Source organism: Paenibacillus sp. GCM10027627, from assembly GCF_042675505.1.
GTDB lineage: Bacteria > Bacillota > Bacilli > Paenibacillales > Paenibacillaceae > Pristimantibacillus.
The window spans coordinates 408,733-423,513 of the sequence record NZ_JBHTHB010000003.1; the positions used below are offsets into that span (position 1 = coordinate 408,733).

Annotated in this window: 11 protein-coding genes and 2 riboswitches; of the genes, 1 reads left to right on the forward strand and 10 read right to left on the reverse strand. The window is 52.6% G+C overall.

The features are described from left to right. Window positions 1-4 precede the first annotated feature (4 nt). The 7 genes from ACFQZE_RS13725 to ACFQZE_RS13755 form a co-directional block, all read right to left on the reverse strand. Window positions 5-1,408 (reverse strand): sensor histidine kinase, encoded by a 1,404-nt coding sequence (locus ACFQZE_RS13725; RefSeq protein ID WP_379357818.1) that lies wholly within the window; start codon window positions 1,406-1,408, stop codon window positions 5-7. Then, the gene (locus ACFQZE_RS13730; protein WP_379357820.1) at window positions 1,405-2,109 is read right to left on the reverse strand and encodes a response regulator transcription factor; all 705 of its coding nucleotides are present in this window, start codon (window positions 2,107-2,109) and stop codon (window positions 1,405-1,407) included. The genes ACFQZE_RS13725 and ACFQZE_RS13730 overlap by 4 nt, the downstream gene beginning before the upstream one ends. A 101-nt stretch (window positions 2,110-2,210) precedes the next feature. Beyond that, the gene (locus tag ACFQZE_RS13735) at window positions 2,211-4,526 is read right to left on the reverse strand and encodes a histidine kinase (RefSeq protein ID WP_379357822.1); all 2,316 of its coding nucleotides are present in this window, start codon (window positions 4,524-4,526) and stop codon (window positions 2,211-2,213) included. 78 nt (window positions 4,527-4,604) lie between these two features. Next, window positions 4,605-5,174, reverse strand: coding sequence for a potassium-transporting ATPase subunit KdpC (kdpC, locus tag ACFQZE_RS13740; RefSeq protein ID WP_379357824.1), 570 nt, complete (start codon window positions 5,172-5,174; stop codon window positions 4,605-4,607). Window positions 5,175-5,258: 84 nt separating this feature from the next. Beyond that, the gene (kdpB, locus tag ACFQZE_RS13745) at window positions 5,259-7,289 is read right to left on the reverse strand and encodes a potassium-transporting ATPase subunit KdpB (RefSeq protein WP_379357827.1); all 2,031 of its coding nucleotides are present in this window, start codon (window positions 7,287-7,289) and stop codon (window positions 5,259-5,261) included. 36 nt (window positions 7,290-7,325) lie between these two features. Then, on the reverse strand, window positions 7,326-8,987 hold the full coding sequence (gene kdpA / locus ACFQZE_RS13750) for a potassium-transporting ATPase subunit KdpA (protein WP_379358227.1): 1,662 nt from the start codon (window positions 8,985-8,987) through the stop codon (window positions 7,326-7,328). A 208-nt stretch (window positions 8,988-9,195) separates the two neighbouring features. After that, window positions 9,196-9,621, reverse strand: a complete 426-nt coding sequence (locus ACFQZE_RS13755; RefSeq protein WP_379357829.1) for a hypothetical protein — start codon at window positions 9,619-9,621, stop codon at window positions 9,196-9,198. 126 nt (window positions 9,622-9,747) lie between these two features. Next, window positions 9,748-9,907: riboswitch (cyclic di-AMP (ydaO/yuaA leader) on the reverse strand. 80 nt (window positions 9,908-9,987) lie between these two features. Continuing rightward, window positions 9,988-10,186: riboswitch (cyclic di-AMP (ydaO/yuaA leader) on the reverse strand. Between the two features lie 366 nt (window positions 10,187-10,552). On the opposite strand from ACFQZE_RS13755, the gene ACFQZE_RS13760 reads away from it, so the two are divergent. After that, a complete protein-coding gene (locus ACFQZE_RS13760) occupies window positions 10,553-12,229 on the forward strand; it encodes a sulfatase family protein (RefSeq protein ID WP_379357831.1) in 1,677 nt (558 codons plus the stop codon). Between the two features lie 21 nt (window positions 12,230-12,250). Here ACFQZE_RS13760 and ACFQZE_RS13765 read toward each other — a convergent pair whose 3' ends face one another. From ACFQZE_RS13765 to modA, 3 genes are all read right to left on the reverse strand, one after another. Continuing rightward, window positions 12,251-12,991: an MBL fold metallo-hydrolase gene (locus ACFQZE_RS13765; RefSeq protein WP_379357834.1), complete on the reverse strand. Its 741-nt coding sequence runs from the start codon at window positions 12,989-12,991 to the stop codon at window positions 12,251-12,253. Between the two features lie 205 nt (window positions 12,992-13,196). After that, window positions 13,197-13,865, reverse strand: a complete 669-nt coding sequence (modB, locus tag ACFQZE_RS13770; protein WP_379357836.1) for a molybdate ABC transporter permease subunit — start codon at window positions 13,863-13,865, stop codon at window positions 13,197-13,199. Window positions 13,866-13,868: 3 nt separating this feature from the next. After that, a complete protein-coding gene (gene modA / locus ACFQZE_RS13775; protein WP_379357838.1) occupies window positions 13,869-14,681 on the reverse strand; it encodes a molybdate ABC transporter substrate-binding protein in 813 nt (270 codons plus the stop codon). Window positions 14,682-14,781 lie beyond the last annotated feature (100 nt).

Consider the following 14,781-nt stretch of genomic DNA (forward strand, 5'->3'; position numbering starts at 1 on the left):
TCCGTCATTGCCCCTTTCCTGCAGGCAGAACGAGCGTGACCGTCGTGCCTACGCCGACTTCACTGTCCAGCTTGATCTGAACGCCGATGGCATCCGCAATTTCCTTCGCCAGTGAAAGTCCGAGTCCGGCGCCGCCAGGACCTTCCTGCCGTCCTCGAGCTTCATCCACCCGGTAAAAGCGGTCGAACACTTTCTCCAGCTCTTCCTTTGCCATACCGATCCCCTTGTCCTGGATCGTAAGCAAAGCTTGTTCTTCCTTCAACGATACCGTTACAGCTATCGCTTCCCCGCTATATTTGCGCGCATTGTCCAAAAAGATAAACAGCAGCTGCTTCAGCTTGTTTTCATCCGTAATCGCGAGTACCCGCTTCGCTTGCGCCGCAACGCTAACCTCTCGCCCATAAGCGCGTGTAATGGCTTTAGCTGAATCAGCGGCGAGCGCTCCGAGATCAACCTCGTTCAGCACGACGTTCCACTGCTCCCCCTGCTTGGCAAGAAGCAGCAATTGCTCCGTCATCTCTTTCATCCGTACCGCTTCCGAATGGATCGCATGAAGCGATTCGTCGACAATTTCCGGCTTCTCCTTGCCCCGTCTCATTAGAAGCTTGGCGTAGCTTTCAATAACGGTAAGCGGCGTTCTCAGCTCATGCGATGCATCGGAAACAAATCTTTTTTGCTTATCAAAATTGCTTTCGAGCAGTCCGATCATCCCGTTGAACGTCTCGCCCATTTCATACAGTTCATCCTTCGACTCCCGCTCATGCTCCAGCCTCTTGAAATGGCCGCTGCGCTGAATATCTCTCATTGTGGCGGTCATAGCCGTAATCGGCTTCATAATGATATTGGCCAGCAATCTGCTGGACAATACGACTGGGACAAGAGCGGCAGCCGTTACCAAAATAAGCACGTTCCGCAGCACTTTTAAATGCTCCATCGTTGGCATCAAGCTTTCCGTTAGTTGAATGTTCAACACTTCTCCGTCGTTCCAAATGACAGGAACGGACACATGCGCAAAGCTAATGTTGTCTACCGTAAGCTTCGCGACTCGCAATTCAGGAGAATAGACCGCTTTGATTCCGCTTTGACCTTGGAAAGACGGAGATGTAACGGTTGAAATGATGCGTCTGTCCTCTTTCTCCCCTCCCTCGGCTTTCCCTCCTGCATTTGCGGCTACAATCCGAATCAGCCCATCCAGCGGAACATAAGCGCGCAGCAAATCAGCGGTCGCGATTTTCCCCGCCGCATCCCGCATTCCTTTGGCCGTTGCCTCCGCTTTCGCCTCTGTAGCCTCAAGCTGGCTTCGAATCGATAAAGTGCTGAACAAATAATAAATCGAAGCGTTCATAACAATAAGCAAAACAGCAAATAATACGGACGAATAAAGATGGATTTTGCTCGTCAGCTTCATACGGTTTCTTTCAGCACGTAGCCGATTCCGCGTACCGTATGAATCAATTCGGGCCCGGAACCGCAGTCGATTTTTTTGCGCACATAACGGATATAGACATCCACCACATTCGTATCTCCAAAATAATCGTACCCCCACACCGCCTGCACAATTTGTTCGCGGTTTAGCACCTGCCGTTTATTTTTGAGCAAATAAACAAGCAGATCGAATTCCCTTGGCGTCAATTCAATGGAAGCATCCCCGCGCAACACTTCACGCGTGCTTTCGTTCAACTTAAGATCCGATGCCGTCAGCCATTCCGCCTCCTCCACTGCCGCCGGAACGGAGCTTGCCGCAGGACGCAGACGAAGCGCAGCCCGAACCCGCGCAAGCAGCTCCTCGATTTGAAACGGCTTCGTCACATAATCGTTCGCTCCTTGATCAAGCCCCGCCACTTTATCTTCCACCGATCCTTTTGCCGTCAGCAAAATGACCGGAACTCCCGTATCGGTTTGCCGAATGCGGCGAAGCAGCTCAAATCCGCTCATTCCCGGCAGCATCACATCAAGCAAAATAAGATCCCAAGAACCTCCACGAAACTTCTCCAGCGCATCGATACCGTTTCCAGCAGCGGCTGTCTTGTAGCCTTCGCATTCCAGCTCGATTTCTAGCAGTCTTGCAATTTTAGCTTCATCTTCTACTATTAATATCGATTCGTTCAACGCATGTACCTCCGCCCTCTTCATATGCCGTTATCGTACCATATTTGGAGAAGGATTTTCCAAATGAATAAAGCCGGCGCCTTCAAACTCCGGCACCGGCTTTACCTTTTGCGCGCAACGACTAACACATCCATCGATCTTGCTCCCGCCATGACAGCTCCCATCACGGGACCGCTTCCCCATGGGCGAAGACTCTGGCGCTTCGGCTGGCCAAGCACGAGCTGCGAGCAGCCCAGCCGCATCGCAGAAGCGACAATTTCATGGCCAATATCCCGCGGACCAGAAGATTCCTCCACCATAAAAGTGCCGCCGAGCCGTTCCGCGAGCGATTTCACCGCCTGGATTCGGGCAGCCGACCGCTCGTCGCGCCCTCCGGAGGCTGGCTCGATATAAACCGCATACCAGGACGCCTTGAGCCGATGCGCAATGCGGAAGCCCCGCCGGATAAGCCGTTCCGCTTGATCGTTAAGCGAAACGAAAACGCCAATCGTCTCCTTGCGGCGCCAAGGTCCGCGCAACGAGCCCTTCCGCTCCCACGACTCCAGTCTTTCGTCCACGTCGTCTGCAATTTCCCGCAGCGCCAGCTCCCGCAGTGCAATCAAATTCCCCTCACGGAAAAAATGCTGCAACGACTGTTCTACTTTATTAAGGGCATAAACCTTCCCGTCCCGAAGCCGCTGGCGCAGCGCTCCCGGCGATACGTCGATCAGCTCCACCTCATCCGCACCGATCAAAACGCTATCGGGCACCGTTTCCCGTACCCGCACGCCCGTCACGCCTTCCACCGCATCGTTTAAACTTTCCAAATGCTGAACGTTCATGGTAGAGATGACGGAAATGCCTGCGGCAAGCAGCTCCTGCACATCCTCATACCTCTTTTTGTTGCTTGAGCCCGGTACATTTGTATGTGCCAGCTCGTCTACAAGCGCCACCTCTGGCCGCTGGCGGATAATCGCATCCAGATCCATCTCGCGCAGTATCGTTCCCCGATATTCCGTTTCCTTTAAAGGAATTTTGGTCAGCCCGCCGAGCTGCTCCTCCGTCTCTTTGCGCCCGTGCGTCTCCAGCAATCCGATGACGACATCGACCCCTTGCGCAAGCAAGCTGTTCCCTTCGCGAAGCATCGCATACGTTTTGCCGACTCCCGGAGCGGCGCCGATATATACTTTAAATCTTCCCCGGCGAATCGCTTCGGTTTTCTTTTCAATTTCCACTGGACTTAGCCGCCGGTACGGCTTCCCTCTATCCTCGGCCGAAGTAAATTTGGCGGGCAAAATCCTCTCTCCTTCCAGCTCCGCCCGATCCGCTACCACGAACAGATCGATTCCTTTCAGCTTTCGCAGCAGCCCGTGAATAACCGATCCCTTCCAAAACTCCTGCCAAACGGTTTGTTTGGAATGGCCTAGCACGATGCGGGTTACCTGCTGCGACATCGCATGGCGAAGCAGCTGCTCCGGCAGCTTTCGACGTGAAATCAGCGGCAGCTCTTGGAACGAAGCGTCCAGCTTGTGACATAGCTTTTTCATCGCTTGGCGGAACGCTTCTGCATCTTTGGACAATTTGACCCCTTTTTTCACAAAAGCCGCCACAACCAAATCTCCGTTCAGCCTCTTGGCAATTTGCTGACCGCGGCGCACATAAATCGAGCCGTTCCAGTGAAATTGAGCAGATACCAATATACGTTCCGCGACGCCGGACGGACCTTCCAGCCCCTCTTCCTCCCGATGCCGCTCCAGCGATTCGTTAACCCCTTCGGCCATAAGCCGCAGCGCTATTTCACGAAGAACCGCCAAATTCCCTCTCCGGTACAACGAGGAGTGAAAGTTCTGCCCCATGCTGCCGTCCGAGAGACGCTTCAGCATCGTTTCCGGCGAAACGTCGATGAGGCGCACTTCATCCGCTTTCTCCAGCACATCGTCCGGCACCGTTTCCGCTGCGTCAAGGTCGAACCTCTGCTTAACCAGTTGGCGTGCGCCTTCCAAATCGTAGACATTGACGGTGACGATCACGCTTATTCCATGCGACTGCAAATAGCCGATATCCTCAAGCCTGGTGGCCCAAGCAGCTCCCGGCCGGTTGCGATGGGCAAGACCGTCGGTCAGCACCACTTCCGGGTTGCGGGCGATGATCGCGTCGAGATCCAAATCTTTTTTTTCGATGCTTCCGCTATTCCACTTGAGGCTAGCGATTCTTTCCAACCCTTGAAGCTGCTGTACCGTTTCCGGCCTGCGCGACGTCGATACCGCGCAATAAACGACATCCACGCCCCGGCGCATGAGCGCATGGCCTTCGCGAAGCATATGGTACGTTTTCCCGGAGCCGCTGAACGCACCGATATAAACGCTAAGTTTGCCACGGTGCAAATCGCGGATGGAGCGCAGCAGCTCCTCCGGCGTTCGGCGACGGTATTCGTTCATTACCCTTCTCTCCTCTCAGAGCAGCGATGCCCTGACGATTCCACTGTTTAAGCGGACCGGCAGGGCTGCTTTCCTTTTTTATGAAGCGTTTGTTTGGGCCAGAAGGTCTTTATTTAGCAAAAGCACGTTGACAACAGGTTCGCCGAACAAGCCCAGCTCTCTGCCCCTCGTATGTTCCCGGACCAAACTTTCCAGCTCTTCCTTGGATACGCCTGTTTCTTTACTGATCCGCGAAATTTGCGCCTCGGCGGCCTTTACGCTAATATGCGGGTCGAGGCCAGACCCGGAGTTCGTAATAAGGTCGATTGGCAGCTGGTCGATTGGCACATCCGGATTATTTTGTTTCCATGCTTCAATTGACGCCTGCGTGCGGGCCAGCATATCGGGATTGGATGGTGCATAGTTGGGCGTGCCGGAACCGTTCGCCGCGTAATCAATGCTGGAGACCCGTCCATGGAACAAGCCTGGACCCGCAAACGACTGACCAATCAGCTCAGAGCCGATAACGTCGCCGTTTTCGTTATAAATTAAGCTGCCATCCGCTTTATGCGGCATCGCCACTTGCGCAATGCCAGTCACCGCAAGGTTGTACAAAACCCCGCAAACCAGCATCAGCACAAGACTTAGACGTATAGTGATCGATATCATATATTAAAACTCCCTTTCTTAACTCCCGCTTCCGTCTCTAGCGGCTGCGTTCAAATCAGCCAACCTTCACGCTACACCCACAAATTACACCCACAAATGGACGATCAAATCAATCGCTTTAATGCCGGCAAAAGGAACAACCACTCCACCCGCTCCGTATATGAGCAAGTTGCGGCTCAGCAGCTTGGAGGAAGACATCGGCTTATAGGCGACTCCTCTCATTGCAAGCGGAATGAGCAGCGGAATGACAACGGCGTTAAAGATAAGCGCCGACAAAATAGCGGACTCCGGCGAACCGAGCTTCATTATGTTAATGGCGTTCATTTCCGGAATGGCAATCATAAACATGGCGGGAATAATCGCAAAATATTTCGCGATATCGTTGGCGATACTGAATGTCGTCAGCGCTCCCCTTGTCATCAACAGCTGCTTGCCGATCGACACCACCTCGATAATTTTCGACGGGTCCGAATCCAAATCGACCATGTTGGCCGCTTCCTTCGCCGCAACCGTGCCGCTGTTCATCGCGATGCCTACGTCGGCTTGCGCCAGCGCCGGAGCGTCGTTCGTACCGTCCCCCGTCATGGCAACCAGCTTGCCTTCCGCCTGCTCCTTGCGGATAACGGCGATTTTATCCTCCGGCTTGCTCTCCGCAATAAACTCATCGACGCCCGCTTCTTTCGCAATGGTCGCCGCCGTCAGCGGATTGTCGCCTGTACACATGACCGTCTTGATGCCCATCTCGCGCATTTGCTGGAATCTTTCCCGCATGCCGGGCTTTACCGTATCCTTCAAATAAATGATGCCATAAACGCGGTTGTCGACCGCAACCGCCAGCGGCGTACCGCCTTGCGTCGCAACGGCATCCGCATTTTGCTTCAGACTGGCCGGAACGCTTCCACCGGCAGCTTCGACCCAAGCGCGCACCGCTTCAACGGCGCCTTTACGCACCTTGCGTCCATCCGCAAGATCGAGACCGCTCATCCGCGTCTCCGCTTTAAATTCGACGATACCCGCACCATCCGCAAGCGATTCGTCGGCCTGTACGGCAAGCTTCTTGTTCAGCTCCAGCACGGAACGGCCTTCCGGCGTCTCGTCTTTCAACGAGCATACGCCTGCCCAGCTTGCCAATTCCTTCGGGGTCACGCCTTCGACGGGAATAAACTCCGCCGCCATCCGGTTGCCGAACGTAATTGTACCCGTTTTGTCCAAAATAATGGTGTTAATGTCCCCCGCCGCTTCAACAGCTTTGCCCGACATCGCCAGCACGTTGAATTGAGTGACGCGGTCCATACCGGCAATACCGATGGCGGACAGCAGGCCGCCGATCGTAGTCGGAATCAAGCAGACCAACAGCGCGATTAGAACGGGTATTTCAATCGTAATGCCCAAATATTTCGCTAAGTAAGGCAGTGTCACAACTACAATTAGAAAAATAATCGTCAAGCTGACCAGTACGGTCGTCAGCGCAATTTCGTTAGGCGTCTTTTGGCGCTTGGCGCCCTCGACCAGCGAAATCATCCGATCCAAAAAGGAATCGCCGGGATCGCTAGTGACGCGAATTTTAATGTGGTCGCTGACGACTCTAGTGCCGCCCGTCACGGAGCTGAAATCGCCGCCCGCTTCTTTAATAACAGGAGCAGATTCCCCAGTAATCGCCGATTCGTCTACCGAAGCGAGCCCTTCGATCACTTCGCCGTCCGCCGGAATCAGCTCACCCTGATCGACTGCAACGATGTCACCTTTACGGAGCGTATGGGATGGAACCTTTTCAATATGAGAGCCGACCAGCTTGCGGGCCTGCATTTCCTTTTTGGCGCTTTTGAGCGAGTCGGCCTGCGCTTTGCCTCTTCCTTCCGCCAGTGCTTCCGCAAAGTTGGCGAACAGTATCGTCAGCAGCAAAATGATCGACACGACGATGTTAAACCAGGCTTCGACTGTGGACGGTCCGAACGCATTCGGAGCAAACGACAGGATCAGCGTAATGACAAAGCCGATTTCCACCACAAACATGATAGGGTTTTTGATCATAACTCGTGGATCGAGCTTCACAAATGATTCTATAATCGCTTTTCTGGCGATAGGCCCTGTCAGCATAGATTGTTTTTTATTCATCAACGAGTCTTCCTCTCTTTTCTTTAAACGATGGCGTTACGGCTTCAACGTCAGATACTCCGCGATTGGGCCAAGCACGATGGCCGGGAAGAAGGTAAGCGCTCCGACAATAAGAACCGTACCAACAAACAACGTAGCAAAAAGCGCATTATCGGTACGGAAAGTACCGGTCGATTCCGGCACCGCCTTTTTGGCTAGCAGAGATCCCGCAACCGCGAGCAGCGTAACAAGAGCAAAATAGCGTCCGACGAACATCACAATGCCCGTTGAAATATTCCAGAACGGCGTATTGTCGCCGAGCCCCTCAAAGCCGGAGCCGTTATTCGCGGCCGAGGAAGTAAATTCGTAAAGCGCCTGCGTCAAGCCGTGGAAGCCGGGATTGGAAATCGTATCCGGGTAGAGCATGAGCGCAATCGCCGTCGGGATAAGGATAAGAATCGGCTGAACGAGCAGCGTGGCCGCAATCAGCTTCATTTCTTTTCCTTCGATTTTTTTGCCCAAAAATTCCGGCGTCCGTCCTACCATAAGTCCTGCCAAAAATACGGCGATAATGGCGTACATCAACACATTCATAAATCCGGCGCCGATGCCGCCGTAAATGGTATTGAGCATCATATTGGCCAGTGGTACTAGTCCGCCAAGCGGCGTTAACGTGTCGTGCATCGTATTGACGGCGCCCGTCTCGGCTGCCGTAGTGACGACGCTGTAAATGGAGGAACCTGTCACCCCAAAGCGGGCTTCCTTACCCTCCATGCTGCCTTGCGAGACATCTACTCCAAGCGCGTTGAGCGCTGGATTGCCCGCATTTTCCGCCATAAGCGATAGGGCCGTCATGATCACAAACATGATGCCCATCGCCCAGAACAATACGCTGCCCTGTTTCTTATTGCCAACCATCTTTCCATAAGTAAAAGGAAGGGCGGTTGTGACGAGCAGCATCAGAAGCATTTGGAGCATGTTAGAAATGTTCGTCGGGTTTTCGAACGGATGCGCCGAATTGACGCCAAAAAATCCGCCGCCGTTATTGCCAAGCTCCTTAATTGCGAGGAATGAGGCGACCGGGCCCCTTGCGATCGTTTGCTCCGCGCCTTCCAGCGTCGTTGCGGTCGCCGAAGATTCCATCGTTTGCGGCACGCCTTGCGTTACGAAAATGAGCGCCGTTACAAAAGCGATTGGCAGCAGCACCCGGGTAAGCGCACGAACCAAATCGACAAAAAAGTTGCCGAGCGGCTTGCCCGCAAGACCGCGAATAAAGGCGATGACAGCAGCGAGTGTAGTCGCCGGAGCCGTAAACATCAGGAAGACGATAGCGATCATCTGAGCCAAATAGGATAAGCCGCTTTCGCCGCTGTAATGCTGCAAGTTCGTATTTGTAATAAAGCTTATGGCCGTATTAAAAGCGAGCGTCGGCTCCATCGGTCCGATATCGCTCGGATTAAGCGGAAGCAAATGCTGAAATCTGAAAAGCGCATAAACGATGATAAGCATAAACACATTAGTGCAAAGCAGCGCGAACACGTATTGCTTCCAGCTTTGATTGATATTTTTAATGCCGCTAAGGGCCATAATCGGCTTCTCCAGCCAACCAAAGGCCTTGTCTACTCCGGAAGGCGCATAATCAAACGCCCTCGCTATATATAAGCCGACCGGCTTCGCCAAAAGCACGACGATGAGCAGCAGCACGGCTATCGAAACCATTCCCAGCATAGTCAATTCCGTTCCCTCGTTTCGTTAAAATTGCTCCGGATTTTGAAGCACGTACAACAAATAAAGAAAAACCGCTGCAAGCAAGGAGTACAACACGATCATTTTTTGTCCCTCCCGCTATCCGTTTCTTTGGCGGACCAAGTGGCAAGACCCCACATGGCGGCCACAAGCGCCACCAGCAATGCAGCCATAGCTAAATCTAACATTCCGCTTCCTCCTTCCGGTTTTCCTCGTCTTCCTCCAGCAGTTCCTCCGCTTTTAACGTTTCGTGCAGCAATTGATCCGCTCCGAGATGCCGGTACAAGCCCGGTATGCTCGCGCTTTGCGTCACCACGATAATCCGGCCCAATACAAAAGGGCGAATCAGCTTTAAATATCTGCAAATGAGGGGGACAGAGTCGTCAAATAAATATACATTTCCGATCGATCCCATTTTCAATGGACAGTCGGCCGCTTTTGTATCGAGCCTCACGAACCGGTTAATGCCGAATCCTTCGTGGATTCTCTTCTGCCTGGCGCTGTTGACAACGGCCGCGACGGGCAATCCTCGCGAGAGCAGCAGCTTCACAAATTGGCGCGCCGGTTCGTTCGGCGCATAAACAAGCGTTAACAGGGGGCCGTTCATCTCATTCTCCTTTTGGGTGATATAGGCCAAATGGGCATAAAAAAAGAAGCCTGCGAAGGAGGGTCCTTCGCGGCTTCTTCTAGCGGCATAACGAAAAAGCTTCGTTCATGCCGAAGAGCTGCAATTGGCCTCTCTCGATTCCGCTTACGAGGTTAGCTGTCGGATTCGGGCGTGAGAGTCGCCCTACCGGATCTTCTAAAGATCCGGATTCACCCCATGATTTCTAGTTCGAAATCGATTGGTTCCCCCGCTTTCTGCATACGCAGAAACTCAGCGTTTTACGTGCATATTCCTATTTTAGACAACAAAAAACCACAGAGGCTAATGCCCCTGCGGCCGTCAACTGCTCACGATCACAAGTCGCACCCTCTCTCAAAACAACGCTTACGAGGTTAGCTGTCGGATTCGGGCGGTGAGAGTCGCCCTACGCTTGCTTAGGCCCTTCCATGGCAGCGGCCGCAAGCGATTCACCCCTGCATGCCTCCATCGCGGCTCTCACACCGGAAAGAAGCTTGCTGTTGGGTCCCCCGTTTTTCCTTTCTGGAAAACTCAGCGATTCAAAAGTTGCATTTACGTAAATCATTCATAAATCATAATCGAATCTTACTCCTGCTGCTGGAAAGTGTAAAGGCGGCGAAAAAGCATCTTTGAACCGTTTTACATATGCTGTCATCGGAATTAGCGTTTACAATGGCCGTTCTCTAAGAAATACTCTTCTTTTCTCAGCCGATCTCGTTTTTTCCCATTTTGCGCAAAGAATGGGCCGACGCTTTCATACGCGGACTCTTTGTTTGTTCTGTGTGTGCTCTTTACGTGCTCTATGTGGGTTGTATGTGCACTCTATGCAGGCTCAATGCCAGCGGCTGCGACTAATCGGCGTCTTTTCTTCATACGCTGGGGGTAAAGACTTTGTAGTCGGGGAAGTGGGAAAATGGTGGAAACAAGCCGTAGGGAACCGGACAGGCCGAACATTCTTGTGCTTCTTGTAGATGAAGAAAGGTATCCACCCGTGTATGAAAACGAAGAAATAAAAGAATGGCGCCGACGCAACTTGACCGCACAAAACGGTCTTAGACAGCATGCGGTCGAATTTCGCAGACATTATATTGGAAGCTCCGCCTGCTCTCCCAGCCGTGCTACTCTATTTACCGGACATTATCCATCGCTGCATGGCGTCAGCCAAACGACGGGCATCGCCAAGGAGCCTTTCGACTCCGACATGTTTTGGCTTGATCGGAACACGGTGCCGACGATGGGAGACTACTTCCGCGAGGGCGGCTATCAAACGCATTACAGAGGAAAATGGCATATTTCCTATCCAGACATTATCAATCCGGGCACGCATGACTCGATCCCAAGCTACGACACCTTCTCAGGCGTACCCAATCCTAAGTTGGAACGGCTTTACCAAAGTGCAAACCGCCTTGACGGCTATGGCTTCTCCGGCTGGATCGGCCCCGAGCCGCATGGGAAAAATCCGCGGAACTCGGCCTCTTCTGCCGGATTCGGTGTGAGCGGAAGAGACCCGTTTTTTGCGGCGGAGACGGTGGAGCTTTTAACGGCGCTCGATTTGCAAAAGAAACAGGACCAAGCAGCTAAGCCATGGCTAGTCGTCTGTTCTTTAGTCAATCCGCATGATATTGTGCTGTATGGCTCGCTGACGGAGCGGATGGCTGCGTTCCGCTTCCAAGTGGATCCGGATGTTCCAGACGTTGCCCCTCCTCCCACTCTATATGAATCGCTGCAAACAAAACCGCGCTGCCAGGCCAGTTACAGGGATACCTATCCTAAGGCGCTGCAGCCGATTTGGAATCAGCCGTTTTACCGGCGGCTGTATTATCAATTGCAAAAAAATGCAGACCAGCAAATGGCGAAAGTCATTGACGCGCTCGCCCGCACTTCTTTCTACGACGATACGATTGTTGTATTTGCATCCGATCATGGAGATTTGCTAGGAGCGCATGGTCATCTGTTCCAAAAGTTTTATTGCGCATACGAGGAGTTTTTGCATGTGCCTATCCTTTTTCACAACAAGCGGCTTTTCCCTGGACACTCATTCGTCGATTCGCTGACGAGCCACATCGATCTTGTGCCTACGCTGCTCGGGCTGGCGGGGATCGACGCGGAGTCTATTCGAGAACGGCTAAAGGGGACGTTCAGCGAAGCCCGCAAGCTTGTAGGCCGCGATCTTTCGCCTTGGCTGCTGGATAGGAGTGCTCAGCCGATTCCGAACGAGCCTATTTATTTTATGACGGACGATGATGTGACGAGGGGCCAGCATCAGGTCAGTCCGTTCGGCGTGCCATACGCCTCTGTCGTGCAGCCGAACCGAATTGAAACCGTCATAGCCCCAATTCCCCGCAATGGGAAAACTCAGCTTTGGAAATATTCGCGATACTTCGCCGGAGATTCAAATGACGGTGGAGAAGGGATACCGGATGAATATGAATTGTACAATTTGTCGGAAGATCCTTTGGAAGTCTTCAATTTGGCACATAGCGCTCATGCTTCGCCGGAGACGATGAAGGTTCAAAAATCGATGATGCGGGTATTGGAGGCTCAGAGGAAACAAAAAAGGCTGCTTCCCGAGCAGCCTGGCATTAGCTAGTTTTTAAGAGGGGATCTGTTGCTACAGGATAATGGATTCCGTTGCTTTAATTGCATTAAGCTTTATTTTGCCAATACTCGCTTTCTCCAGACGGGAATCGATATCCGGCGTCTCGCTATATAAAGGTGGATGGTGGATAGCCTTGTAGTGAATCGGGACCAGCACTCCTGCTCCGAGCACAACGGCAGCCGAAACCGCCTGCTCCGGCGTCAGACAAATGGGCTCTCCGCTAGGCGTCAAACCCGGATATTCCATAATGGCGCCGTTAACCGGCAGACAAGCGGCGTCAATCGGGCCATATTTGGAGGCAATCTTCCACCAGTGGCCATGCCAAAGCGTATCCCCGCCATGGAATACCGTTTTCCCGCCGCTCTTCACAACCCAGGATACTTGCGGGTGACCCAGTCCGTCCACGGCAGGTGCCGCAATCGCCGTAATCCCGTTAGCGAGCTCCAAAGAAGCTCCCAGCTTTACTCCCGTAACGGTCGACAAGCCGCTCTTGCGGGCGGTCTCAGCCGCTTCCTCCGGGACATAAACCGGGATATCCGCGCCGAATGCTCTCGCAATCGCTTCAGGGTCAAAGTGGTCCTCATGCAAATGAGTGATCAGCACAGCATCCGCCCCTCCGAAATGATCTAGCGGGTACATAGGCTCCTTCGAGCCGCCGAATTGCTCCAAAATGCGGGATACAGGATCAATCAGCACAGCGCCCTGTTCATTTTCCAAACGTATCCCAGCCCACGGCAATCGTTGCAGCTTCATCTGTTGTCATCCTCCTTACTACATTTTCTAAATTTATCCTTTTATGTTATAAGCATATCAAAAGCTCAAATCCCCGCAAGCTTTATTTCAAAAGTAATCAAAAAAAAGGACGCCCCTCATTGTTGGGAGGGATCGTCCTTTCATTACTTTATTCGTTGTTAGATGCTGATGCTTCTGCACATCCGGAGCATTTTCTTTCTTGCCGCTATCCCCTTCTAAGCCGGCCTGTAAACAGCAGCAGCATGAATGAAATGACAATCATTCCAATCGTCCAAGCCCATGCCATTGTAGTGTGTCCAGCGTCAACGGCAACGTAAATGGCGGTCGGAATCGTCTGCGTCTTGCCGGGGATATTGCCCGCAATCATAAGCGTGGCGCCGAATTCGCCCAAAGCGCGGGCAAATCCCAAAATAAACGCCGTGAGCAGAGAGCGGTAAGCAAGCGGAAGAGTAATGAGCCGGAAGACGGCCCAGGCTCCGGCACCCGCCGAACGGGCAGACTCCTCCAGCTCTTTGTCAACGGAATCGAAGCCGACTTTCATCGTCTGATACACAAGTGGAAACGCCACGACGATGGCGGCGATGCCCGCCGCCGCCGGGGAAAACAATACGGGGGAGGAAAACAGCCATTCCGCCGCCTTCCCCAAAGGGCTTCTTCTGCCCAATGCCACCAGCAAAAGAAATCCGACTACAGTAGGAGGCAGCACAAGCGGAAGCATAAACAGCGTCTCCACAAGCGCCTGTCCCCGGAATGTGTGCCGGGACATCCAAAGCGCCGCCGCAACTCCAAGCACTGTGGCAATTAGGCTGGCCAGCAAGGCGATTTGAAGCGACAGCAGGACGGGAGGCCAGAACGATTGCCAATCTAGATCCATCGCTTATTTCGGCGCTCCGAAGCCGTATTTTGCAAATACGCCCTGCGCTTCTTCGCCTTGAAGATAGTCGTATAGCGCCTTCGCTTCCGTCTGATGCTTCGATGCTTTTACAATGCCAATCGGGTAAAGAATAGGAGAATAGCTCGCCGCATCTACCTGAAAAGCAATTTGTACGGCATCGGAAGACAAAGCGTCCGTTTTATAAACAAAACCGGCATCTACGTTGCCTGTTTCTACATATTGAAGCACCTGCTTCACGTCTTTCGCCTGCACAGATTTCGGCTGCAGCTTGTCCCACAGCCCTGCCTTCTTGAGCGCTTCCTCCGCATATTTGCCCGCAGGAACGCTTTCCGGAATGCCGATCGCAATTTTGGCTACCGTATCTTGCAGCAAATCTTCATTGGAAGCGATTTTTAGCGCGCTATCCTTAGGAGAAACAACAACCAGTTCATTCGACAGCAGGTTGACCCGGTTGTCTTTCTCCACGAGCCCCTTTTCCACTAAAGCATCCATATTTTTTAAAGCGGCAGAAATAAACAAGTCGGCAGGAGCTCCCTGCTCGATCTGCTGCTGCAAAGCGCCGGATGCGCCGTAGTTGAACAGCAGCGTCACTCCTTCGTTCTGCGCTTCGTATTTCTCCTTCAGCTCGTTCAGAGCCTCCGTCAAACTTGCGGCAGCCGATACAGTCAGTTCTACTGCGACAACGTCATTTGCGTTCGCCGCATCTTTGCCCGCTTCATTTGATCCGCAAGCGCTCATGACCATCAGCATGCACACAAGCAGAATTGAAATCATACCATTTTTAACAAACTTCATTTCAAGTCTCCTTCTTTCATTATATTTAGATATAACTAGACATAAGTAGAATTGTATTATACGAATGATAAGCGAATCTGTAAATAGAAACAAAGCCCGA